Below are 25,999 nucleotides of genomic sequence, written 5' to 3' on the forward strand. Positions count from 1 at the left end.
AACAATGAATACAGTAGAAAAAAAATACATGAAATTATCGGGGTTAGAACCGCTGATTATTACTCCTGAAAGCAATTTTATCAATGTAGGGGAACGAACAAACGTAGCAGGATCTCGTAAATTTCTTCGATTGATAAAAGAAGAAAAGTTTGATGAAGCCTTGGCAATTGCACGTCATCAAGTAGATGGTGGCGCGCAAATCATAGATATTAATATGGATGATGGTTTGATTGATGGTAAAGAAGCAATGGTACGTTTCTTAAACTTAATCGCTTCAGAACCTGATATTGCGAGAGTTCCTATTATGATTGACAGTTCTAAGTGGGAAATTATTGAAGCGGGATTGCAGGTAGTACAAGGAAAATCAGTAGTGAATTCCATTTCTTTAAAAGAAGGAGAAGAAAAATTTATTTGGGAAGCTACGCAGATAAAACGATACGGAGCTGCTGTAATTATCATGGCTTTTGATGAAGTAGGACAAGCAGATACCTACAAACGAAGAATTGAAATTGCAGAACGCTCATATAAAATATTGGTGGACATTGTCCACTTTCCGGCTGAGGATATCATTTTTGATTTAAACATCTTTCCTGTAGCTACGGGAATGGAAGAACACAGAAGAAACGCACTAGATTTTATTGAAGCTACTAATTGGGTTCGCGAAAATTTACCACATGTAAGTGTAAGTGGTGGCGTGAGTAATGTGTCGTTTTCTTTTAGAGGAAACAATGTGGTACGTGAAGCGATGCACTCAGTATTTCTATACTATGCGATTAAAGCAGGAATGAATATGGGAATTGTAAATCCAGCGATGTTAGAAGTCTACGATGATATTCCGAAGGATTTATTAGAACATATTGAAGATGTTATTTTAGATAGAAGATCAGATGCTACTGAGCGTTTATTGGAGTTTGCTGAAACGGTAAAAGGAACTCAAAAAGAAAACAGCGAGCAAGTGTTGGAATGGAGAAGTTTACCGCTGCAAGACCGTATAACGCACTCTTTAGTGAAAGGAATAGACGCTTTTATTGAAGAAGATGCTGAAGAAGCTCGTTTAAGTGTTGCGAAACCGCTACACGTCATTGAAGGACATTTAATGACAGGAATGAATGTAGTAGGAGACTTGTTTGGTGAAGGAAAAATGTTTTTACCACAAGTAGTAAAATCTGCTAGAGTAATGAAGAAATCGGTGGCGTATTTAAACCCGTTTATTGAAGCAGAAAAAACAGAAGAGCAAAAAGCATTAGGAAAAATATTAATGGCAACCGTAAAAGGTGATGTGCACGATATTGGTAAAAACATTGTATCTGTAGTGTTAGGTTGTAACAATTATGAAATTGTCGATTTAGGTGTGATGGTTCCACCAGAAAAAATCATTGAAACTGCCAAAAAAGAAAAAGTAGATGCTATTGGTTTAAGCGGATTAATAACGCCTTCGTTAGATGAAATGGTGTATTTAGCCAAAGAAATGGAACGTCAAAATTTGGAAATCCCATTATTGATTGGTGGAGCAACAACCTCAAAGGCACATACCGCTGTAAAAATAGACACACAATATAAAAATGCAGTAGTACATGTAAATGATGCTTCAAGAGCTGTAACCGTAGTAGGAGATTTACTAAACCAAGAAACCTCAAACGAGTATGTAGCTAAGTTGAAGAAAGATTACGAAGAATTTCGTGATAAATTTTTAAAACGAGGAAAACAGAAGCACTACATACCTATTGTAGAAGCTAGAAAGCGAAAATTCAAAATAGATTGGGATATGACTCATATTGTTAAACCAAAAGAACTAGGTATACAAAAGCTAGAACAAGTAAGTTTAAAAGCACTAGTACCTTATTTCGATTGGAGTCCGTTTTTCCGTTCGTGGGATTTACACGGAAAGTTTCCTGATATTTTAGAGGATGAAATAGTAGGGGTAGAGGCAACTAATTTGTATGAAGATGCTCAAAAAATGGTGCGAGAAATTATAGAAAAGCAAGCCTTAAAACCCAAAGCTATTTTTGGTTTGTTTGAAGCAAATTCTATTAATGACGATGATATTTCAGCTCAAAAAAAAGGAAAAGAAGTTGCTGTATTCAGAACCTTACGTCAGCAATTAAAAAAGCGAGATAATAAACCAAGTTTTGCCTTGGCAGATTTTATTGCACCTAAAGAAACAGAAAGAACAGATTATATAGGAGCTTTCTGTACCGCCATTTTTGGAGCAGATGAATTGGCATTACAATACAAAGAAAAGCACGACGATTACAATGCAATAATGGCGCAAGCTCTTGCCGATCGTTTTGCGGAAGCGTTTGCAGAGTATTTACACCATAGAGTGAGAACAAAACATTGGGGTTATGCTTCCGAAGAAAATTTAACCAACGATGAGTTGATAAAAGAAGATTATAAAGGAATTCGTCCTGCACCAGGATATCCTGCCTGCCCTGATCATCTTGAAAAAGAAACAATTTGGGACTTGTTGCAAGTAGAAGAAAATATTGGAGTTCGCTTAACAGAAAGTTTAGCCATGTGGCCAGCAGCAGCTGTTTCTGGATACTATTTTGCTAATGAAGAAGCAAAATATTTCGGGTTAGGAAAAATAACTGACGATCAAGTAAGAGATTATGCAAAGCGAAAAAACATACCGTTAGAAAAAGCCAGAAAGTGGTTGCATTCAAACATATCAGAGAATTAATAATAATTTAAAAAATCAATAAAAAGAGCGTGTTTAATTAACAATAAATTATAAGTAAGCTAAGCTTAAAGCTAAGAATCCAAACTAATATTGCAGTAAAAATTTATGTATAATGAAAAAATATCAAATAGAAATAAAGTTTGCAATTCAGTTAACCGTTATGGCAGTTTTAGCATTGTTTGTAGCTTCGTTATTGTAGGTTAATACGCCTTTATAAGCTATTACTTATGAAGGTAACAGAACATTTAGAAAAAGCTAACGGAACATCGTTGTTTTCGTTTGAAATACTTCCACCTTTAAAGGGAGATACAATTGATTCAATATTTAAAAATATTGACCCGTTAATGGAATTCAATCCGCCATTTATAGATGTAACATATCATAGAGAAGAGTACGTATATAAAGAGTTAGCAAATGGATTGCTAAAAAAACAAGTGGTAAAAAAGCGCCCAGGAACAGTGGGTATTTGTGCGGCTATTCAAAATAAATATCAAGTAGATGCGATACCTCATATTTTATGTGGTGGATTTACTAAAGAAGACACTGAGAATTTTTTAATTGACCTTGACTTTTTAGGGATTGATAATGTAGTTGCGCTGCGTGGTGATGCGGTAAAAAGTGAAACGTATTTCAAATCAGAAAAAGATGGACATTCGTATGCAAGTGAGTTGGTAACTCAAATAGAAAACTTAAACAAAGGAAGGTATTTAGATGATGATTTACAAAATTCATCAAAAACTGATTTTTGTATTGGGGTTGCAGGGTATCCTGAAAAGCACATGGAGGCTCCAAGTTTAGATTCTGACATTCATTTTTTAAAAAAGAAAATAAAAAATGGCGCTAACTATATAGTTACGCAAATGTTTTTTGACAATCAGAAATATTTTGAATTTGTAGAAAAGTGTAGAGAAGAAGGAATAAAGGTTCCAATTATTCCTGGGTTAAAGCCTATTTCAACCAAAAAACAATTGAATTTAATTCCACATCGATTTAAAGTAGATTTACCAGATGCGTTGGTAAAAGAAGTGATAAAATGCAAAGAAAATTCCGAAGTAAGACAAGTTGGAGTAGAGTGGTGTATTGCTCAAAGTAAAGAATTACTTAAAAAAGGAGTACCTATTTTACATTACTACTCGATGGGAAGATCAACCAATATTCAACAAATAGCTAAAGCAGTTTTTTAAACGCTATGTAATCGATAAGCGGTAGTTTATTAAAGGCACTGAGCGCAGTCGAAGTGCCTTATTTCTTTTGAATAACATGAAACTTCTCTTGAATGATTTGTGCTACTGGCTTGTTTTCTATTTTACTCTCAAGCCAAGAAAGAATATCTAAATACAAAAAGGCTCTTTTTTCATACGGATGATTCTCATATATCTTTAATCGGTCGTAAATACCTTTAAATTCCTTTTTAATTTGATGAGGAAATACATCACCTAAAGATTTTATAGAAGAAATAAATTCTTTCTGAACCTCTTGTAAATTCTCCATTTTTAGTAAAAAACGGTAAGTGTCTTTAAATTGTCGTTCTAAATCATAATCTAAACCACATTCATAATGAGCTATTAATGATAGTATTCTAGAAAAACACTGTAAATCTTGCGCAACATCTATGTTTTTTGCCTTTATAATTTTGTTTAAATAAGAAATACATTCTTTATTTTTCCCCATTCCAAAGTATAAGCAAGCAATCTTATAATAAAAAACAACGATGTGATGAGCGTCCAAACGATCTTTAAACTCTTCTATTTTATCAATAATAACTTCTACTAAATACTCACCTTTAGAAAAGCTTCCTTCTAAGAAATGCATATGTAATTTATTGGCGTAATAATAGAGAAATGTTAATATTTCGGTATTGCTATTTTGCGGAATCGATTTTTTTTCAATTTCTTCTTCAAACAAAGTAAGTTCTTCTTTAAACTTTTCATAATGTTTGATAAAGAATAAGCTTTCTAACAAGTAATTTTTTCCTTTTAAATAAAAAACAGGATGTAATGAAATGTTTTTAGAATCACTTTTAAATAAATCTACCCATTTGTTTGCATACTTATAACTCTGCAAAAAATCCTGAGTTAAAAAACTATGCCACAAATGTGCTTTGTACAACCATAATTTTTCACGAAAACCCAGATTTTCATAATTGTATTCAGGTAATTTTGAGTTGAAATATGAATTAACTCGCTGTAGCTCTTCATCATTTTTTACATAACCATTTTTCAATAAAGTTCCGTACAATTGAAGGGATAAATTAGATAGTTTACTCGCAATTACATTTTGTTGACTAAGCTCTTTAGCTTGAATAGTTAATTCGTCCGAACGTGTATCGATACTTCTTGTAATGTATTGACTTTCAATGACTTTTTCTAGCTCTACAATTTCGTAAGCAATGTTTTTTTCTTCATTTTCAATTGCCATGTGTTTCGCTTTATCAAGCAATTTTAAACTTTGCTTGTACAATCCTTTTTGATATAAAACTGTTGCGAAATCTAATTGTTCACGTATTTGAATTCTGATGTTTTTATGAGCAGGATTCATACGAAGACTAATTAATATTTGCTTGTATAAGTGAGCCTTTAAATTAGAAAGTTGTTGTTTGCTAACCACTCCGCTATCTATGATAGCTTTTTCGTTATAATTTTTTTGTTTTTCAAGCAATTTAAAAAGTGCAAAAAACTTAGCATCTACATTACCACCTAAACGACCAACATATAAATTAAATTGACGTTTTTCAGATTTAGATAACGACTTTATCAAAACAAATAACGCATCATTTTGTTGGTTGGAAAATGTAATTGAGTTACGCATAACTTTTTGTTTGTCAGTGTTTTGTTATTGTTTTATTGTTTTTTGATATCGTATCTAACTCGCTGTAAAAGCACTTGTTAGAAAAGCCAATATATACATTTGAATTTTATTTTGATAATCATAATTAGATTTATGCAGAACGATAAAATTCAAATTTTCGATACCACTTTAAGAGACGGAGAACAGGTCCCAGGGTGTAAATTAGATACACAACAAAAATTAATAATCGCCGAAAGACTCGATTTTTTAGGAGTAGATATTATCGAGGCAGGTTTTCCTGTTTCTAGTCCAGGAGATTTCACATCAGTACTAGAGATATCGAAACTGGTTAAAAATGCTTCTGTATGCGGTTTAACAAGAGCGGTAAAAAAAGATATTGAGGTAGCTGCTGAAGCTTTAAAACTTGCTAAAAAACCTAGAATCCATACAGGTATTGGTACTAGTGATTCTCACATTCAATATAAGTTTAATGCTTCAAAAGATGAGGTAATTAAGAGAGCTAAAGAAGCAGTTTCACATGCAAAGAATTTTGTAGATGACGTAGAGTTTTATGCAGAAGATGCCGGTAGAACCGATAATGTTTTTTTAGCAAAAGTTTGTGAAGAAGTTATCAAGTCAGGAGCGACTGTATTGAATATTCCAGATACAACAGGATATTGTTTGCCTGAAGAATACGGAGCAAAAATTAAATACTTAAAAGAAAATGTAGAAGGTATTGAAAATGTAATTATTTCTTGTCACTGTCATAACGATTTAGGTTTGGCTACAGCAAACTCTATTGCCGGAGCTATCAATGGTGCACGTCAAATAGAATGTACTATAAATGGAATTGGAGAGCGTGCAGGAAATACAGCTTTAGAAGAAGTGGTGATGATTTTAAAGCAACATCCATATTTAAACCTTCAAACTGATATCAATACTAAGTTATTATATGATACAAGTATCATGGTTCGTGAAAAAATGGGAATGCCTGTGCAACCAAATAAGGCAATTGTTGGAGCTAATGCATTTGCTCATAGTTCAGGAATTCATCAAGACGGAGTTATCAAGAACCGTGAAACTTATGAGATTATCAATCCAGCAGATGTTGGTGTGAATGAAAGTGCTATTGTATTAACCGCTCGAAGTGGAAGAGCAGCATTAGCGTATCGCGCCAAAAAGATTGGATACGAATTAACCAAAATTCAATTAGATACTGCATATAAAACCTTCTTGCAATTTGCAGATAGACAAAAAGAAGTGATTGATGAAGATATTCATCAAATAATGAAACAAGTTAATAAAATTTCAAAAATAGCCATCGCCTAATGGGAAAAACATTATTTGATAAAGTTTGGGATGCGCATGTGGTAGATTCGATTAAAGACGGTCCACAGATTTTATATATCGACAAGCATTTAATTCACGAAGTAACAAGTCCGCAGGCATTTAATGAATTAAAAGAACGTAATATTCCAATTGCACGACCTGATAAAATTGTAGCTACTGCCGACCATAATACACCAACCGTAAATCAACATTTACCAATAAAAGATGAGTTGTCTCGAAACCAGTTAGAGCAGTTAACCAAAAACTGTGAAGAAAACAATATTACTTTATATGGTTTAGGACATCGTTATAACGGAATTGTGCATGTAATGGCTCCTGAATTAGGAATTACACAACCAGGAATGACTATGGTGTGTGGTGATAGCCATACCTCAACACATGGAGCTTTTGGTACGATTGCTTTTGGTATAGGTACAAGTCAGGTAGCACAAGTATTTGCAAGCCAATGTTTGTTGTTAGAAAAACCTAAAAGTTTGCGTGTAAATGTAAATGGAAAGTTGAAAAAAGGAGTATTACCTAAAGATGTAATTTTATATATCATTGCTAAGTTAGGAACCAATTCAGGTACAGGATATTTCTGCGAATATGCAGGAAATGTGTTTGAAGAAATGTCTATGGAAGGTCGTATGACTGTTTGTAATATGAGTATTGAAATGGGAGCTAGAGGAGGTATGATAGCTCCAGATGAAACCACTTTTGAATATGTAAAAGGACGTGAGTTTGCTCCAAAAGGAGAGGAGTTTGATAAAAAAGTAGCGTATTGGAAAACACTGAAAACAGATAAAGATGCAGTGTTTGATAAAGAATATTCGTTTGCTGCAGCAGATATTGAGCCAATGCTTACCTATGGAACCAATCCAGGAATGGGAATAAAAATTTCAGAAACAATTCCTAAAGTGAATGATGCTTCCTTTGAAAAATCATTGCAATATATGGATTTTCAAAAAGGAGCATCTTTAATAAATAAACCAATTAATTATGTATTTATTGGGAGTTGTACAAACTCGAGAATTGAAGATTTTAGAGTAGCTGCCAATTATGTTAAAGGGAAGCAAAAAGCACCCAACGTTAACGCATGGTTAGTACCAGGATCGCAACAAGTGGCAAAACAAATAAAACGTGAAGGATTACAGGAAATTTTTGAAGCAGCAGGTTTTCAACTACGTCAACCAGGATGTTCAGCTTGTTTAGCAATGAATGATGACAAAATTCCTGAAGGAGAATACTGTGTGTCAACTTCCAATAGAAATTTTGAAGGACGTCAAGGTCAAGGAGCACGAACCATTTTAGCGAGTCCTTTAATGGCAGCAGCTACTGCAGTTGAAGGAAAAATTACCGATTTTACAAAACAATTAAACTAATGGAGAAATTTGTTAAACTGATAGATACTGCTATACCATTACCAACCGAAAATATAGACACTGATCAAATAATACCTGCACGTTTTTTAAAATCTACAGATAAAAATGGCTTTGGAGATAACGTGTTTAGAGACTGGCGTTTTAAAAAAGACGGTAGCTTAAATGAAGATTTTGTGTTGAACAATGAAAAGTATAGTGGAAGTATTTTAATAGCGGGTGATAATTTTGGGTGTGGTTCAAGTAGAGAGCATGCAGCATGGGCATTAGCAGGTTATGGATTTAAGGTAGTCATCAGTAGTTTTTTCGCTGATATTTTTAAAGGAAATGCATTAAATAACGGAATTTTACCTATACAAGTTCCAAAAGAATATTTACAAAAGCTACTACAAAAAGTTACCGATATACCAGATACAATTGTTATAGTTGACTTAGAAAATCAGGTTTTAAAAACTCCTATAGGGAATATAGATTTTGAAATCAATTCATATAAAAAACTATGCTTATTAAATGGGTATGATGATATTGATTTTTTAATCAGTAAAAAAGATAAAATAACAGCTTTCGAAGCAAAAATCGCATAAAAAAAGTTTATGAAATACAATATTACTGTAATTCCAGGTGACGGAATTGGACCAGAGGTAACAGAACAAGCAAAAAAAGTAATAAGAGCGGTTGGTGATGTATTTGACCATACTTTTTTATTTAAAGAAGCTCTAATGGGAGCTTGTGCTATTGACAAGACAGGGAACCCTTTACCAGATGAAACGATTGAACTATGTAAAAAAAGCGATGCTATTTTGTTTGGAGCGATTGGAGATCCTAAATATGATAACGATCCCACAGCCAAAGTGCGTCCAGAACAAGGACTCTTACGTTTGCGAAAAGAATTGGGCTTGTTTTGTAATGTACGTCCTGTGAAAGCATACGATACATTAATTCATAATTCACCCTTAAAGAAGGAAAGAATTAAAGGAACCGATATTGCAATTTACAGAGAGTTAACTGGTGGTATTTACTTCGGAATAAAAGAACTAAGTGATGATGGTACTCACGCTTTTGATGGTTGTTCTTATACTGTTAAAGAAATTGAACGAATGGCACATTTAGCATTTCAATCAGCGCAAAAAAGGCAAAAAAAATTAACGTTGGTCGATAAAGCTAATGTGTTAGAAACCTCAAGATTGTGGCGTAAAACAGTAACAGACTTAGCAAGCGAATATTCAGATGTTGAATTAGATTTTTTATTTGTTGATAATGCTGCAATGCAGCTTATTTTAAATCCGAAACAGTTCGATGTAATTTTAACAGAAAACCTTTTTGGAGACATTTTATCTGATGAAGCAAGTGTTATCGGTGGTTCTATAGGTTTATTGGCGTCGGCTTCAGTAGGAAAAGAAAATGCCCTATTTGAGCCTATTCACGGTTCTTTTCCTCAAGCAAAAGGGAAAGATATAGCAAATCCGTTAGCCTCAATTTTATCAACTGCTATGTTATTAAAACATTTAGGCTTGTTAAAAGAAGCGCAAGTAGTTGAAGCCGCAGTAGAAAAATCATTAGAACTAGGTATAACAACCCAAGATATCAATTCAGAAAATCCATTTTCAACCAGTAAAGTTGGAGGTTTTATCGCAGATTATATTCACAATCAGGAAGATAGTAATATCAATTTTCAGAATGTTCATATGGGACAAAGTACCATCATCTAAAATAATTTTTGCAAAATAATTAGGATTACTAAAAAATAATTTTAAATATTTGTAGCATCGAATGAAAAAACAAGTATTAAATATCATTTCAATTATTATTGTCGTTGTGATTATTTCACAAGGATAAGGAAGTGATATTTAAATATTTTATAGTATAAATTTTAAAAGGCTTCCTAAATTTAGGAAGCCTTTTTTGTTGTAAATAACATGAACCAATTTTTTAACATCGTAGCAATTATTATTGTCATTATTAACTCACCACCGAGTTGATACGGATAGCTATTGTGTTATAAAAGCCTGTATCAATTTTTTTGATGCAGGCTTTTTTTATGTCTTGAATATTAAAAATCAAAAAACCTAACAATCTAAAAATCAGTAAAATGAATTTAAAATCCGTCAGTTAGAAATCATAATAAACTATAAACAAGGAAAAGCAATTAAAGCGTATTAAAATAATTTCGAATAACATAACAACTAAAAAATGTACTACAACGAAGAGACTATAATTTTTTATAATGGAGAATTTGTAAAAGTTAACGATATAAAAATTGACTTATATAGCCAAAGCTTACACTATGGAAACGGTGTTTTTGAAGGAATAAGAGCTTATAACACTTCAAAAGGAGCAAGAATTTTTAAACCTTATGAGCACTATAAAAGATTAAAATATGGTGCTGAGGTAATGAATATTCAGTTTGATTATTCTGAAGAAGAGTTAACAGAAATAACTTATCAGTTATTAGAGCGTAATGGGTTAAAAGATGCTTACATCCGTCCGTTAATAACTACTGGAGCAGATATGAGTTTGACTACTTCAACAAAAGCCAATCTAATAATTCAATGTTGGGAATGGGGAAAGTATATGGGAGATAAACTTTTACGAGTTAAAACTTCAAAATTTCAACGTCCAAATCCAAATGCTTGTTTTGTAGAGGCAAAAGTAACTGGGCATTACATCAATTCTATATTATCAACGAACGAAGCAAAACAAGAAGGATATGACGAAGCTTTATTATTAGATATGAATGGAAATGTAGCAGAATGTTCTGGAGCCAATGTGTTTATGCAAAAAGACGGAAAGTTATATACACCACCACGAGGTCATATTATGGCGGGAATAACAAGATCAACAGTAATCGATTTATGCAAAGAATTAGGATTTTATGTTGAAGAAAAGCATTTCGCTTTAGAGGAAATAAAACAAGCAGATTCTTGCTTTTTTACAGGCACTGCTGCTGAGGTAGTTGGGTTACAATCACTTGATGATTATGAGTTTCCGTTAGAGTGGGAGCAATCGTTAGGATATCAATTAATGAAAGAATATAAAGACGAAGTATTAGGATTAAGAACTAAAGCTAAAGCAGTATAATGGAATTAAATAAGTTTAGTAAACAAGTAACTCAAGACGATACGCAACCCGCAGCACAAGCAATGTTACATGCTATTGGGTTAACCAAAGAAGATTTACAAAAACCACTAATAGGTATTGCAAGCACAGGATATGAAGGTAATCCGTGTAACATGCATTTAAATGATCTAGCAAAATTAGTAAAGCAAGGAACTGAGAATGCTGATTTAGTCGGATTGATATTTAACACCATTGGGGTTTCTGATGGTATTTCTATGGGAACACCAGGAATGCGTTACTCACTTCCATCTAGAGACGTGATTGCTGATTCTATGGAAACCGTTGTGCAGGCAATGTCGTATGATGGTTTGGTAACCGTAGTTGGTTGTGACAAAAATATGCCTGGAGCATTAATGGCAATGTTACGTTTAAATCGCCCTTCGGTTTTAGTATATGGAGGAACCATAGAATCAGGTTGTCATAATGGAAAAAAGTTAGATGTCGTTTCAGCTTTTGAAGCTTGGGGAGAAAAAGTAGCAGGAAAGATTGATGATAATGAATACCAAAATGTTATTGAAAAAGCATGCCCAGGAGCAGGTGCATGTGGAGGAATGTACACAGCAAACACCATGGCTTCTGCTATAGAAGCTTTAGGTATGAGTTTGCCTTATAATTCTTCAAATCCAGCAATAAGTGTAGACAAAGAAGAAGAGTCTGTAAAAGCAGGAGAGGCATTACGTGTATTATTAGAAAAAGACATTAAACCATCAGACATCGTAACTAAAAAATCTCTTGAAAACGCTATTCGATTGGTAACGGTGATGGGAGGTTCTACCAACGCTGTATTACACTTTTTAGCTATAGCAAAGGCTGCAGATGTAGCGTTTACATTACAAGATTTTCAACGTATTTCTGATGAAACACCATTCTTAGCCGATTTAAAGCCTAGTGGAAAATACCTAATGGAAGATGTTCATAAAGTAGGAGGTATACCAGCAGTTTTAAAATATTTATATGAAAAAGGATTAATTCATGGTGATTGTTTAACAGTTACAGGAAAAACCTTAGCCGAAAATTTAGCAATAGTACCAAGTTTAACAGAAGGACAAGAAGTTATTAAAGACTTAAAAACTCCAATCAAAGAAACTGGTCATTTACGAATGTTGTATGGAAACTTAGCAAAAGAAGGTTCTGTAGCAAAAATTACAGGAAAAGAAGGGTTGTATTTTTCTGGAAAAGCTAAAGTGTTTGAAGGAGAATACGCAGCTAATGATGGAATTAAGAATGGTGAAGTAGAAAAAGGAGATGTAGTCGTAATTCGTTATGAAGGTCCAAAAGGAGGTCCTGGTATGCCAGAAATGTTAAAGCCTACAGCAGCCATTATGGGAGCAGGTTTAGGTAATGAAGTAGCATTAATAACCGATGGTCGCTTTTCAGGTGGTACGCATGGTTTTGTTGTAGGTCATATTACTCCAGAAGCACAAGATGGTGGAGTGATAGCTTTAGTGAAAAACGGAGATATTATTTCTATCAATGCCGAAACAAATACGATTAATGTAGATGTTTCAGAAGAAGAATTAAATGAGCGTAAAAAAAATTGGAAAGCACCTGAATTAAAAGTAAAACGAGGTGTTTTATATAAGTATGCACGAACAGTTTCGTCAGCATCTAACGGATGCGTAACCGACGAATTTTAAACTTTTTACTATGGAAACAAAAACTGTAATACAAAACCAACAAGAAGCAAAACAAAAACTAAAAGTATCAGGAGCTGAAGCTGTAGTAAAAAGCTTATTAGAAGAAGGTGTAGATTTACTATACGGTTACCCAGGTGGTGCTATTATGCCTGTGTATGATGAGTTGTATAAATACCAAGATAAATTACATCATGTGCTTACTCGACACGAACAAGGAGCAACGCATATGGCACAAGGATATGCAAGAGCTACCGGTAAAGTAGGAGTAGCGATTGCAACTTCTGGTCCCGGAGCTACTAATTTAATTACAGGGATTGCAGATGCACAAATAGACTCAACTCCATTGGTGTGCATCACTGGGCAAGTGGGGAGTCATTTATTAGGTTCAGATGCATTTCAAGAAACAGATATTATCGGTATTTCAACACCGGTAACAAAATGGAACTATCAAATTACCAAAGCATCAGAAATACCTGAAGTATTTGCCAAGGCTTTTTATATTGCTCGTTCGGGTAGACCAGGACCTGTTTTGATAGATATTACAAAAAACGCTCAGTTTGAAGAAATGGAGTTTTCGTATGAAAAGTGTACTTCAGTTCGTAGTTATAAAGCACAACCTACAATAGATAACAATAGTTTAGAAGCTGCGGCAGATTTAATTAATAAATCGAAGAAACCTTTTGTAGTATTTGGTCAAGGAGTAATTTTAGGACAAGCTGAAGAAGAATTTAAAGCGTTTATTGAAAAAGCAGGAATACCATCAGCAACTACACTTTTAGGACTTTCTGCATTACCAACAAAACATCCATTGCATGTAGGTATGGTTGGTATGCATGGAAATTACAGTCCAAATAAATTAACCAATGAATGCGATGTGTTAATTGCTGTGGGAATGCGTTTTGATGATCGTGTTACAGGTAGTTTAGATACGTATGCTAAACAAGCAAAAGTGGTTCATTTTGAAATAGATCCTGCCGAAGTAAACAAAAACGTATATGCAGATGTAGCTGTTTTAGGAAATTCAAAAGAAACCTTGAAACAAATACTACCTCTTATTCATAAAAATGAACATGCAAGTTGGTTGCAAAAATTTAGAGACTTAGATGCTATAGAGTATGATAAAGTAATTAAAAATGACTTGTACCCAACCAAAGAAGGTTTAACCATGGGAGAAGTTATCAAAGAAATTAACAAGGCTACTCAAGGAAATGCGATTATAGTTACTGATGTAGGGCAACATCAAATGATTGCAAGCAGATATGCTGAGTTTACTCAAACTAAAAGTAACATAACCTCTGGTGGGCTGGGAACTATGGGATTTGCTTTACCTGCTGCTATTGGTGCAAAAATGGGAACACCCGAAAGACAAGTAGTTTCTATTTCTGGTGATGGTGGTTATCAAATGACCATTCAAGAGTTAGGAACCATTTTGCAAACAGGAACCGCTGTAAAAATTGTGGTTTTAAATAATGAGTTTTTAGGTATGGTACGCCAATGGCAACAATTGTTTTTTGATAAACGTTACGCATCTACCGAAATGGTTAATCCCGATTTTATCACCATCGCTAAAGGATACCATTTAAAAACAAATAAAGTAACAAAAAGAGACGATTTAGCAACAGCAGTTCAAGAAATGATAGCTAGTAAAGAAGCGTATTTCTTAGAAGTATGTGTAGAAAAAGAAGATAATGTATTTCCAATGATACCTACAGGAAGCTCAGTTTCAGATATAAGATTAGAATAATTATGGAAGAAAATCAAACCTATACCATTTCAATATATACCGAAAATACAGTAGGATTATTGAACAGAATTTCGGCAATTTTTCAAAGAAGACACATAAATATTGAAAGTGTTAATGTGTCAAAATCTGAAATTAAAAGTGTATCAAGATTTACGCTTTTAGCAAAAATGTCAGAAGACCAAATAAAAAAAATAATTGGTCAAATAGAAAAACAAGTAGAAGTCATTAAAGCTTTTTATCATACCGATGAACAAACGATATATCAAGAATCTTGTTTGTTCAAACTAAGCACCGATTTACTGGTTGATAACGATGAAATTCAAACCATAATTAACAATAGTAAATCAAGGATAATAAACGTAAATAAAGACTTTTTTGTTTTAGAACGTTCAGGTTCTAAAGAAGAATTAGAAGAGTTGTACCATGAGTTAGATAAACACGGAATTAAACAATTCGTTCGCTCAGGTAGAATAGCAATTACGAAAACAGAAATGCCAATTTCAGAAATGCTAAAAGAAGTACATAAATAAAACAAACAACACAAAGAAATATAAAAAATGAAAAATTATTTTAACCAATTACCTTTAAGAGAACAATTAGCACAATTAGGAAAGTGCCGTTTTATGGAAACTTCAGAATTTGAAGACGGAATTAAAGCTTTAGAAGGAAAAAAAGTGGTAATTGTAGGATGTGGAGCACAAGGTTTAAACCAAGGATTAAATATGAGAGACTCTGGTTTAGATGTATCGTATGCTTTACGAGAAACAGCAATTACCGAAAAGCGCCAATCGTATAAAAATGCAGTTGAAAATGGTTTTCATGTAGGTACATATGAAGAGTTAATTCCAACAGCCGATTTAGTTTGTAACTTAACTCCAGACAAGCAGCATACAAATGTAGTACAAACAGTAATGCCTTTAATGAAAGAAGGGGCAACGTTATCATATTCTCACGGATTTAATATTGTTGAAGAAGGAATGCAAATCCGTAAAGATTTAACCGTAATTATGGTGGCACCTAAGTGTCCTGGATCGGAAGTTAGAGAAGAATACAAACGTGGGTTTGGAGTACCAACCTTAATAGCTGTACACCCAGAAAACGATGCACAAGGAAAAGGATTAGCACAAGCTAAGGCGTATGCGTTTGCCACAGGAGGTAATAGAGCAGGAGTGTTAGAATCTTCGTTTGTTGCTGAGGTTAAATCTGATTTAATGGGTGAGCAAACTATTTTATGTGGTGTGTTACAAACAGGATCTATCTTATCTTTTAATAAAATGATTGAAGAAGGAATTGAGCCTTCGTATGCTTCAAAATTAATCCAATACGGTTGGGAAACCATTACAGAAGCCCTAAAACACGGTGGTATAACCAATATGATGGATCGTTTGTCAAACCCAGCAAAAATTAAAGCTTTTGAAGTATCAGAAGAATTAAAACAAATAATGCGTCCGCTTTTCCAAAAGCATATGGATGATATTATGTCGGGTCATTTTTCTAAAACTATGATGGAAGATTGGGCAAATGATGACGCTAATTTATTACAATGGAGAGCTGCAACAGGCGAAACCGCTTTTGAAAAAACAGCTGCTTTAACAGAACAAATAGACGAGCAAGAATATTTTGATAACGGAGTGTTGTTAGTAGCTTTTGTAAAGGCAGGAGTAGAGTTAGCTTTTGAAACGATGACCGAAGCAGGAATTATTGAAGAGTCTGCTTATTATGAGTCATTACACGAAACACCGTTAATTGCGAATACAATTGCTCGTAAAAAATTATTTGAAATGAACAGAATTATTTCTGATACTGCTGAATATGGATGTTACTTATTCGATCATGCTTGTCGTCCTTTATTAGAAGATTTTATGACCACCGTTTCTACAGAAATAATAGGTAAACCTTTTTCAAACTCAAACGGAGTAGATAATCAACAATTAATAGCTGTAAATAGTGCTATAAGAAACCATCCTATAGAAGAAACAGGTAGAGTTTTACGTACCGCTATGACAGCTATGAAATCTGTAAAAACTGAAGTTGAAGAACTTGTTTTAGCATAGTAATGGAGTTAACAACAAAGACATATTATCCAAAGTTAGAAAACATACAAAAAGCAGCAACTATTTTAAAAGAAGTAGTTGCTGAAACACCTTTGTTAAAAAATTATACCTATTCAAAAAAGTTCAATGCAACTATTCTTTTAAAAAGAGAAGATTTGCAGCAAGTACGTTCTTACAAAATTAGAGGAGCCTATAACAAAATTCACTCGTTATCAGATGAAGAGTTATCTAACGGTATTGTATGTGCAAGTGCTGGAAATCATGCACAAGGAGTGGCTTTAGCTTGTAGTAAAAAGAAAATTTTTGGGACAATTTTTATGCCTGCGCCTACACCAAAACAAAAGGTTGAGCAAGTACGAATGTTTGGTGGTAAGTTTGTAGATATTCAGCTATCAGGAGATACTTTTGACGATGCGTATAATGCAGCAAAATATGTTTCTGATAGTTTAGGGAAAACGTTTGTACATCCTTTTGATGATGAAAAAATTATTGAAGGTCAAGGTACTGTAGCGTTAGAAATATTAGAACAATCAAACGAACCAATTGATTATGTATTTGTTCCAGTAGGAGGTGGTGGATTAGCATCAGGAGTATCTTCTGTTTTTAAAATTTTGTCGTCAAAAACTAAAGTAATTGGGGTAGAACCCGAAGGAGCACCATCAATGCAAACCGCTATAAATGAAAATGAGAATATAAAACTAGCATCAATAGATAAGTTTGTAGATGGAGCTGCTGTGCAACAAGTAGGGAATTTAACTTATAAGATTTGTAAAGAAAATTTACACGATATGGTTACAGTTCCTGAAGGAAAAGTATGCCAAACAATTTTAGATATGTATAATAAAGACGCTATTGTGGTTGAACCTGCAGGAGCGTTAACATTATCGGCTTTAGAACAATACAAGGAAGAAATTAGAGGTAAAAATGTAGTGTGCGTAGTAAGTGGTAGTAATAATGATATTACACGTACTGCTGAAATAAAAGAGCGAGCGCTACTATATAATGGATTAAAGCATTATTTTATTATTCGTTTTCCACAAAGAGCTGGAGCATTAAAAGAATTTGTGATGGATGTTTTAGGAAAGAATGACGACATTACTTTTTTTGAATATTCAAAAAAAACAAGTAGGGAAAACGGACCCGCTGTTGTTGGAATTGAGCTAGAAAAAAAAGCCGATTTATCACCATTAATTACTCGTATGAAAGAGCGTAATTTTTTTGGTGAATACTTAAATGACAAACCTAATTTGTTTGAATTTTTGATTTAAAAGTGACAGTTAAAAATAAAGTCACTTAAAATTAAAAGAAGGAATCTATAAAATTTTAAAACTCTGTTAAATTCGTTTTAGCAGAGTTTTTTGTTTTTAGTGATACATTGTATTTTAGCAATTAGTACTCTGAGTACGATTAAATATATTGGTGTTTTAAAATTATGGTTAAAAGATGTAGAAAAGACCACACGATACAATCGTGCGGTAGCATGGGGGGAAATACGTCAATAACAAAACACAATCAGTATTAAAATATGAATTTAGCTAAGGAAATACATAAAGAGTTATGTGGCTTAAAGCCGGGAGACATGGTACAGCGTCAAAATGGAAAAAAGCATTTAAATTAGTAAAGAAATACAGCTTGGTGAATTCTAAATATATATAATATGTGGATTAGAAAATTTTTGTTTGTTGTTTTTTTTATTTTGTTTATAAGCTCTCCTTTTACTTTTATACGTTTTAAATTATTTCAAAAAAGAGTAAGATACATAGAGGATTATAGAAAAATAAAGGTAAAAGTAGATTCAATTAATCAGTTTGCTATGAATGGAGGGGTAAATGATGGGAATGTTAAAGAAATTTTTTACTTTGATAATAAATCAAGTGTAAAGGTAGATGAAGACGCCAAAAATGGAAACTATAAGCACTTTCTGCATAGCAAACAAGATTCAATATATATATGGTACAACCCTAAGGCAGATGATTTATATACAACTAAAGATTCAAAACCATTAAGTTTAAAACACCAAAAATATTTGATGTATAGAGATTTATGTTTTTTAATACTTGGAGTTATTTTAACTCTATGGTTTATTTATATCATGTTCATAGAAAAAAAGAAAATAAACGAGTAGAAACAATCTAGAAAGCTTATACTTTTGTGTGCTTTGTAATGACATTCCCCGCTACCACAACGAAATCGAAGATTCGACATATATGATGATCTTAAATTATCAATATACAGTTTACTTCGAAATTAAAATTTCTCGTAATGACGTTCATTACTTATTTTAAACTACCTTTTTATTATCAAGATATACCCAGTGATTATTTTCCTTACAAAACACTGAGTTTTCATGGATAACATCTATGTTTCCATTTTCCATAAAATAGGCGTTAAATTCAACGGTAGTTTCAGTGGTATTTAGAACTTCTAGTTTTATCCAATTAACGGATTTTGTCCAAGCTAAAATTTCTTTTTTCTCTCTTTTTGAAGGTCTAGTACTACTATGATGACTTTTTTGTAAATAATCTATATCTGCTAAAACAAAAGCACTATACCTTGAACGCATTAATTTTTCTGCTGAGGTAACCGAATGTATGTTTTGATGTGATTTTTGGCAACAATCACTGTATTTTATTGTAGGGTTACAAGGACACTGCATAGCTAGTTTTTAATTGATTAATTCTGTTTGTTCTTGTATTCTAAAACAACGCTCTTCACCAAGAAATAAAGGATTTCCATGTTTTTCTGACCAAAATCCGTCTAAAATATCTTTAGAAATACAAGTGTACACAGCAACACCTTTGTAAATTGTGTTATCATCACCTTCGTACTTAAAATTGATAACAAGTATGTTGTTTTTGTAAAAACCAGTTCCAAATTGTTCTTGCTCGTTGTTAATAAGCCATTTGGCATCAATTCGTTTATTCTCATCAAGAGTTAATGATAAAACGCCTTTATAAGTGTTTTCATTGTCATCTTGATTACTTCCAATAATATGATAGTTACCAACTAAATCTTCAATAGTCATTTATGAAGTCTATTTGTTTAAATAAAAAGGATTGTGTTTTTGTATCTTAATTTTTACGTGTTTTGATGCTGGCATATTACTACCTTTAACCGTGTTGTGAATTGAAACCAATACATTAGCCTCAGGGAAATACGTAACGGTATTCTTTTCAGGAATAGGATACTCAACAATAATGAATAGCGGAGCAACACGTTCTGTGTTATTATCATAATTAAATAAATCTACTTTGTCTCCGTTTTTAAAACCAGCTTTTTCAATATCGGTTTTACTCATAAAAATGACACGACGCTCGTTGTAAACTCCACGATATCTATCGTCTAATCCGTAAATCGTAGTGTTAAATTGGTCGTGAGTTCGTACGGTTGCCATTAAATATTCATCAGCTGCTAAAGTGTTTTTTGGTAATGAAGTTATTGAAAACGGAACGCGACTACCAAATTCTTTAGAGTTAAAATTACCATCACGAGCAGCATTTGGTAAATAAAACCCTCCTTTTTGTTTTACTCGTATATTAAAGTTCTCAAACCCAGGAATACATTTTTCAATATCATCTCTAACAGCATCATAACTGTTCATATAACGATCCCAATCAACAACAGTTTTGTCACCCAAAGTTGCTTTTGCCATTAGGCAAACGATATGAGTTTCGTTAATAAGATTGTTTGAAATAGGTTTTAGCACTCCTTTCGACCATTCTACAATTCCCATCGCATTTTCTGCACTTGTGTATTGCAGTTCGTCGTCGATAATATCAAGTTCACTTTTAGAAATAGTAGGTAAAATCAATGCTTCTTTACCATGTATAAGATGTGTTCTGTTTAATTTGGTAGAAACACAAACCGATAAGTCGAGTTGTCTCATACCAGCAGCAGTGTAATTAGTATCGGGTGTTGCTGATAAAAAGTTACCTCCCATGCTAAAATGAACTTTTACCTTTCCTTCATTCATCGCTTTTATGGTGTCAACAACATCGTATCCACTTTCTCTAGGCGGATTGAATCCGAAGACTTCTTCTAGTTTATCAAGCTGTTCTTTAGTAGGATGATTGTTAATTAGCATGGTTCTATTCCCTTGCACATTACTATGTCCGCGTACAGGACACGAACCAGCACCAGGTTTACCAATACTTCCTTTTAAGAACAAAAGGTTTAAAATTTCTTTTAAAATATCAACTCCATTAGGCTGTTGCGTTAGCCCCATACCCCAGCAAATAATGATACGTTTTTTAGTAGCCAACATTTCAGCAGCTAATTGAATTTGCTCTAAAGAAACACCAGAAGAATTTGCTAATTCTTCAAGATTATAGTTCTCAATTTCTTTAATTAACGTTTCGTAACCTGTTGTTTTATTTTTGATAAATTCTTGATCGAAAACATTCCCCGGATTTTCTTTTTCAAATTTAAGCAGGATCTGCTCAATAGCTTTTAATAAAGCTAAATCGCCATTTATTTTAACAGGAAGATACAAATCGGCAAGTTGTACGTCTTTTCCTAAAATACCACTTATTTTCTGCGGATCTTTAAATCCTAGTAAACCAGCTTCAGGTAACGGATTTACAGCGATAATTTTCGCTCCGTTTTTCTTCCCTTTCTCAAGAGCAGATAACATTCTTGGAGAATTTGTTCCAGGATTTTGACCGATTATCATAATAACATCGGTATCGTAAAAATCTTTTAAAGTAGCGGTTCCTTTACCAACTCCGGTTATTGTTCCTAAAGTATAACCAGAAGTTTCATGGCACATATTAGAACAATCAGGAAAGTTATTTGTACCAAATTCACGGACAAAAAGTTGATACGCGAAAGAGGCTTCGTTACTAGTTCTACCAGAAGTGTAAAAAGCCGCATTGTTTGGCGATTCTAATTTGTTTAGATGTTCGGCAATTTTATTAAAAGCATTTTTCCAGCTAATTGGTTCGTAATGTGTACCGTTTTTTGGAAGGTACATAGGTTCTGAAAGTCGACCTAAATGCCCAATTTCATAATCACTTAATTGAGATAAATCATATACCGAATTGTTCTTGAAAAAATCAGTTGTAATTTTTTTACTCGTAGCTTCTTCTGATAAAGCTTTTACTCCGTTTTCACAGTATTCACCAATAGGAGAGCGCTCATCGTCAGGATCGGGCCAACCACAACTAGGGCAATCAAAACCATCAAACTGATTCATTTTAAACAACGCTTTTCCTCCTCGAACCAGAGCTTTATCTGAAATTAAGCTTTTAATTGCATTGGTAACTCCAGGAAGCCCCGCAGCCCAGTCTTTTTGCTTACCTGTTCTAAGACTTAGTAGCTTATAAGGTGGTTCAGCATCAGCTTGTTTGTGAAGTTGTTTTTTAGGTTTATTATCCATTGGTGTAATCTATCTTAAAAGAAAAGATAAAGATACTAAAAAACGGTAGAGTAGTTGTTTTTGTTGGTGAAAGTGTGAGTTTAATTCCCTCTAATTCTAGTCCAGAGGTCTTTTAATAATTGTTTAGCATGTTTTTTATCTCGAGGCACTTCTTCAATTATAATTTTATGGTTATTCTCAAAAATTTTAAAGCTAAATGCAAATTGTTGATAATTAGGAGCTACACTTAGTAGGCCAAAGCGTAAATCGTTTAGGTAAATAGCGTCATTTTTTTTAGAAATTGTATACCAATTGTTGGTTAAATTTATAAGTCGTTTAACTGAAGGCTCTTCTTTATATTTTTCTAATAAATGATGATTTTTTGGATACAAATAAAATTCAATGGGTTTGGTGTCAAAAAAGGAATAATAACCAATAAGATACGAGTCTTCAGTTTCAATATTTGCTGCCCATAAAACGGAATTTAAAGGAGTAGGTTTTGTTTCAATTTCACTATAGGAAATATTTTGTTCGTTTAATGCTTGTGTGAATCTCGAATACGCAATTCCTTTAAAAATAATAGTTAGTAGCATGTAGCTACTGCTAATTATTAATCCTAAATTATTATATTTCCTTCTTTTTTTTGAAGCTTTTGGTTGAAACATCGCAAGTAGAAGAAAAACTAAAAAAGGTAAGGTATATAAAGGATCTATTACAAAAATGTTTTTAAAAGCCAATCGAACATCAAAAGGCCAAAAAAGTTGTGTACCCCAAGTTGTATGAGCATCTAATAAAGAATGTGTTATAAATCCCCAAAACATGAGCTTACTCCATTCTTTAGTGAAAGCATTTTTTTCATACAATGAAATCAACCATCCGAAAATCCATCCAAAAACAATTGAAAACAAAACTGAATGGGTAAACCCACGATGAATTTCTAATGCGGTAACGGTATCGAATAGTTTACCGATATAGACATCTAAATCAGGAATAGTACCAGCAATAGCTCCATACAACATTGCTTTGTTGCCAACTTTTTTACCTAAAACAGCTTCTCCAACAGCAGCGCCAAGAACAATTTGTGTAAGTGAGTCCATAGTACAAAAATAGTTGAATTGTTTTGGTTAAGACTTTAACGAATTAAACAAAAAATTCATTTGTTGTGTTTTTTCTTTCATCACTTTTTCGTTAACAGAGGAAAACCCCATAACTAAACCAGATTGTTTTTCTTTGGTTATATAGTAGTTGCTTAGAGGATAGGCGACAACCTCTCTTTTTAGTAATTCTTGATATATTTTTTTGTCATCAAAATCACTTTTAAATTTTCCAATTAAATGAAGTCCGTCAAAATGTTTACTAATATTAAAGATGTTTTTGGTTTGGTTTATAAAATCAGTTTTTCTCTTTTCAGAAACACTAATCACATTTCTTATATGCTTATTAAGATGGTCTTTTTTTATGAACTCTTGTAATTGTTCTTGTAAATGAACAGACACAAACCTGCTCGATTGTTCGTAAATTGATTTTATTGGGTTGATTAAATATTTTGGAACAATCATATAACCAATGCGTAAAGAAGGATGTAGAAGTTTGTTAAAGGTACCAATGTAAATTACTCTTTTTTCATTATCTAAACTAAATACTGATGGTATAGGATTTTCCCAATTGCTAAACTCATGGTCATAATCATCTTCAATAATTAATGAATTATTTTTTGAAGCATATTCTAAGAGTTCTTTCCTTCTGTTTTTACTCATTTTAATACCCAAAGGGTATTGATTAGATGGTGTTGTATAGATAAGTTTTGCCTTTTTGTTTTCTATCGAGTCTATACAGATACCTTCAGAACAAACATTACAAGGTATAATGGTTGCCTTTAAACTTTTAAAAAGATTATAAGCTCTAGGGAAAGTTGGATTTTCCATGATGATTTCATCACCTTTATCTAGTAAAGCATTTCCAATTAAGTATAATGAATGTAAAGACCCAGAGGTAATAATTATTTGATTAAAATTGCAGTGAAGGTTTCTATAAATGCGTAAATAGTTCATAATACTAATTTGTAAACTTTCTAAACCTGCTGTTGGCGCATAAGATAGGTTGGTAGGTGTGGTTTCACGCCAATAATTATTTGAAACTTGTTTCCATTTATGAATAGGAAATATATCTAACGGAGGCAAGCCTGGTCTAAAAGCAATGTTAGTTTTACTAAAGTTATCAGTATTTACATATTGATGTTTTAAAAACTGTTTGGCTCTTTTAGAAATTTTAGGATATTTAATATTGTTACTTTCTTTTTCTTCTACTTTAATTTCAGAAACTATATAATTTACATAATATCCAGACCCTTTTTTTGAAATAATAAACCGTTCAAAACAAAGTAAATCAAAAGCTTTAATAATTGTACTCCTAGAAACATTTAAGTCTTTTGCGAGAACTCTGGTAGGAGGTAATTGTGTATTGTTTGGGATGGCTTTCTTTAAAATTAAATCTTTAAAAGCGTTGTACACTCTCTTATAAATAGAGGTGTTTTCTTTGTTCCATTCCTCGGTTTCTTCTAATAAAGCTTTTATGTTAAAATACAATTGGTATTCTTTTTAAATTAAAATTGGTATGCACAATATAGGTATAAAACCACATAATTTTATGTCAGATTGTAAATTATTTTATGAAAGCTAACCTATTTAAAATTCATTTACCAATACTTTTTTTTGGTATTATTGGTTGTACTACTGTAAAGAAAGTAAGTTTTAAAACACCTGTTGATACAACTTCAAAAAGAATTAATCAACAAAAAAAACAAGTTTTTATAACTGAATCAAAAGTATTTGCGACAAACAATTTTAATGGGGCGAGGTTAAATGGTTTTGAACAAGAAAATGATAGCACTTATATAGCTTACATTCGACCAGAGAATACACCAATAAATTTCAGCGCTTATTACTCTTTTAAAATTTGGAGTGCTACTGATAAAGAAATTCAAATAAAATTCGATTATCCTAAAGGACATAAGCATAGATATATACCAAAATTAAAAAAACAAAATACAAATTGGAGGTCTATAGACTCTAATTTAGTACATAAAAAAGATTCCTTAACTTTCATTAAACTTCATGTTTCAAAAGATACTACATGGGTTTCTGCTCAAGAAATAATTACTTCAAAAGATACTGAAAAATGGTATCAAAAGGCAACAAACAACAAACCTTATGTTACAGTTAAAAGTGCAGGTAAGTCAAAACTTAACAAAAATTTACCTGTGTTAGATATCTATAAAGGAAAAAAAGAGCAGAAACCTATTGTGGTATTGTTAACACGTCAACATCCACCAGAAGTAACTGGTTTTTTTGCATATCAAGAATTTTTAGAAGTCATTTTAGCAGAAAATAATCTAACGAATGAATTTTTAAATAAGTATAGAGTTTTGGCTTTTCCAATAGTAAATCCTGATGGAGTAGATTTAGGTCATTGGCGTCATAACGCCAATGGAGTTGATACCAATAGAGATTGGTCAGAGTACCGTCAGCCAGAAATTAGACAGATAGTTAAGTTTATTACAAAAGAGTTAAAAAAGAACAACTCAAAAATAGTGTTAGGGCTCGATTTTCACTCAACATATAATGATGTATTCTATACAAATAAGATAAGAGAAGGTACAACACTTCCAAATTTTATTGACGACTGGTTTAAAGCTTTAGAGCAAAACATACCAAATTATAAAGTAAATGAAGCTGCAGGAAACAGTAATAAACCAGTTTCTAAAGGTTGGTTTTTGTACGGACATAATGCTGTTGGAATTACTTATGAAATAGGTGATGCTACACCTAGAGAAAGAATAAAAGAGATAGGAAAGGTAACAGCAGAAGAAATGATGAGAATATTAAACAAATCAAATATTAACTAAATCAATACA

The 25,999-nt window shown here is 32.7% G+C and carries 20 protein-coding genes; 14 read left to right on the plus strand and 6 right to left on the minus strand.

What is annotated here, in order from left to right; all coding sequences use genetic code 11:
• Nucleotides 1-4: 4 nt before the first annotated feature.
• A complete protein-coding gene (gene metH, locus ACKTST_RS05525) occupies nt 5-2,683 on the plus strand; it encodes a methionine synthase (RefSeq protein ID WP_408046747.1) in 2,679 nt (892 codons plus the stop codon).
• A 227-nt stretch (nt 2,684-2,910) separates the two neighbouring features.
• The gene (gene metF, locus ACKTST_RS05530) at nt 2,911-3,867 is read left to right on the plus strand and encodes a methylenetetrahydrofolate reductase [NAD(P)H] (RefSeq protein ID WP_408046748.1); all 957 of its coding nucleotides are present in this window, start codon (nt 2,911-2,913) and stop codon (nt 3,865-3,867) included.
• 58 nt (nt 3,868-3,925) lie between these two features.
• Here metF and ACKTST_RS05535 read toward each other — a convergent pair whose 3' ends face one another.
• A complete protein-coding gene (locus ACKTST_RS05535) occupies nt 3,926-5,491 on the minus strand; it encodes a hypothetical protein (protein WP_408046749.1) in 1,566 nt (521 codons plus the stop codon).
• 132 nt (nt 5,492-5,623) lie between these two features.
• On the opposite strand from ACKTST_RS05535, the gene ACKTST_RS05540 reads away from it, so the two are divergent.
• The 11 genes from ACKTST_RS05540 to ACKTST_RS05590 all read left to right on the plus strand — a co-directional run bounded on the left by ACKTST_RS05540 (nt 5,624) and on the right by ACKTST_RS05590 (nt 18,855).
• Entirely contained in the window at nt 5,624-6,799 is a 1,176-nt protein-coding gene (locus ACKTST_RS05540; protein WP_408046750.1) for a 2-isopropylmalate synthase, read from the plus strand.
• Nucleotides 6,799-8,181, plus strand: coding sequence for a 3-isopropylmalate dehydratase large subunit (gene leuC / locus ACKTST_RS05545; RefSeq protein ID WP_408046751.1), 1,383 nt, complete (start codon nt 6,799-6,801; stop codon nt 8,179-8,181). Before ACKTST_RS05540 ends, leuC begins: the two co-directional genes overlap by 1 nt.
• Nucleotides 8,181-8,762, plus strand: coding sequence for a 3-isopropylmalate dehydratase small subunit (leuD, locus tag ACKTST_RS05550; protein ID WP_408046752.1), 582 nt, complete (start codon nt 8,181-8,183; stop codon nt 8,760-8,762). The genes leuC and leuD overlap by 1 nt, the downstream gene beginning before the upstream one ends.
• Before the next feature lie 9 nt (nt 8,763-8,771).
• Complete coding sequence (gene leuB / locus ACKTST_RS05555) at nt 8,772-9,887, plus strand: 3-isopropylmalate dehydrogenase (RefSeq protein ID WP_408046753.1); 1,116 nt, start codon at nt 8,772-8,774, stop codon at nt 9,885-9,887.
• 481 nt (nt 9,888-10,368) lie between these two features.
• Nucleotides 10,369-11,256, plus strand: a complete 888-nt coding sequence (locus tag ACKTST_RS05560) for a branched-chain amino acid transaminase (protein ID WP_408046754.1) — start codon at nt 10,369-10,371, stop codon at nt 11,254-11,256.
• Nucleotides 11,256-12,932 (plus strand): dihydroxy-acid dehydratase, encoded by a 1,677-nt coding sequence (ilvD, locus tag ACKTST_RS05565; protein WP_408046755.1) that lies wholly within the window; start codon nt 11,256-11,258, stop codon nt 12,930-12,932. Before ACKTST_RS05560 ends, ilvD begins: the two co-directional genes overlap by 1 nt.
• A 10-nt stretch (nt 12,933-12,942) precedes the next feature.
• On the plus strand, nt 12,943-14,676 hold the full coding sequence (gene ilvB, locus ACKTST_RS05570) for a biosynthetic-type acetolactate synthase large subunit (protein ID WP_408046756.1): 1,734 nt from the start codon (nt 12,943-12,945) through the stop codon (nt 14,674-14,676).
• A gap of 2 nt (nt 14,677-14,678) precedes the next feature.
• On the plus strand, nt 14,679-15,206 hold the full coding sequence (gene ilvN, locus ACKTST_RS05575; protein ID WP_408046757.1) for an acetolactate synthase small subunit: 528 nt from the start codon (nt 14,679-14,681) through the stop codon (nt 15,204-15,206).
• 27 nt (nt 15,207-15,233) lie between these two features.
• Nucleotides 15,234-16,730, plus strand: a complete 1,497-nt coding sequence (gene ilvC, locus ACKTST_RS05580) for a ketol-acid reductoisomerase (protein ID WP_408046758.1) — start codon at nt 15,234-15,236, stop codon at nt 16,728-16,730.
• Between the two features lie 2 nt (nt 16,731-16,732).
• Nucleotides 16,733-17,998 (plus strand): threonine ammonia-lyase, encoded by a 1,266-nt coding sequence (gene ilvA, locus ACKTST_RS05585; RefSeq protein WP_408046759.1) that lies wholly within the window; start codon nt 16,733-16,735, stop codon nt 17,996-17,998.
• A gap of 389 nt (nt 17,999-18,387) precedes the next feature.
• The gene (locus ACKTST_RS05590; RefSeq protein ID WP_408046760.1) at nt 18,388-18,855 is read left to right on the plus strand and encodes a hypothetical protein; all 468 of its coding nucleotides are present in this window, start codon (nt 18,388-18,390) and stop codon (nt 18,853-18,855) included.
• 156 nt (nt 18,856-19,011) lie between these two features.
• On the opposite strand, the gene ACKTST_RS05595 is transcribed toward ACKTST_RS05590, so the two are convergent.
• The 5 genes from ACKTST_RS05595 to pdxR form a co-directional block, all read right to left on the minus strand.
• On the minus strand, nt 19,012-19,386 hold the full coding sequence (locus ACKTST_RS05595) for a YchJ family protein (RefSeq protein WP_408046761.1): 375 nt from the start codon (nt 19,384-19,386) through the stop codon (nt 19,012-19,014).
• Nucleotides 19,387-19,395: 9 nt separating this feature from the next.
• On the minus strand, nt 19,396-19,755 hold the full coding sequence (locus ACKTST_RS05600; protein ID WP_408046762.1) for a hypothetical protein: 360 nt from the start codon (nt 19,753-19,755) through the stop codon (nt 19,396-19,398).
• 9 nt (nt 19,756-19,764) lie between these two features.
• Nucleotides 19,765-22,107: an FdhF/YdeP family oxidoreductase gene (locus ACKTST_RS05605; RefSeq protein WP_408046763.1), complete on the minus strand. Its 2,343-nt coding sequence runs from the start codon at nt 22,105-22,107 to the stop codon at nt 19,765-19,767.
• Nucleotides 22,108-22,187: 80 nt separating this feature from the next.
• Nucleotides 22,188-23,183 (minus strand): metal-dependent hydrolase, encoded by a 996-nt coding sequence (locus ACKTST_RS05610; RefSeq protein WP_408046764.1) that lies wholly within the window; start codon nt 23,181-23,183, stop codon nt 22,188-22,190.
• Between the two features lie 27 nt (nt 23,184-23,210).
• On the minus strand, nt 23,211-24,671 hold the full coding sequence (pdxR, locus tag ACKTST_RS05615; protein WP_408046765.1) for a MocR-like pyridoxine biosynthesis transcription factor PdxR: 1,461 nt from the start codon (nt 24,669-24,671) through the stop codon (nt 23,211-23,213).
• Nucleotides 24,672-24,754: 83 nt separating this feature from the next.
• Between pdxR and ACKTST_RS05620 the strand changes: the two genes are divergently transcribed.
• Nucleotides 24,755-25,990 carry a M14 family metallopeptidase gene (locus ACKTST_RS05620; RefSeq protein ID WP_408046766.1) on the plus strand — a complete coding sequence of 412 codons (1,236 nt, stop codon included), beginning with the start codon at nt 24,755-24,757 and terminating at the stop codon, nt 25,988-25,990.
• Nucleotides 25,991-25,999: the final 9 nt, after the last annotated feature.

The organism is Tenacibaculum crassostreae, from assembly GCF_964512405.1.
Classification (GTDB): Bacteria; Bacteroidota; Bacteroidia; order Flavobacteriales; family Flavobacteriaceae; genus Polaribacter; species Polaribacter crassostreae.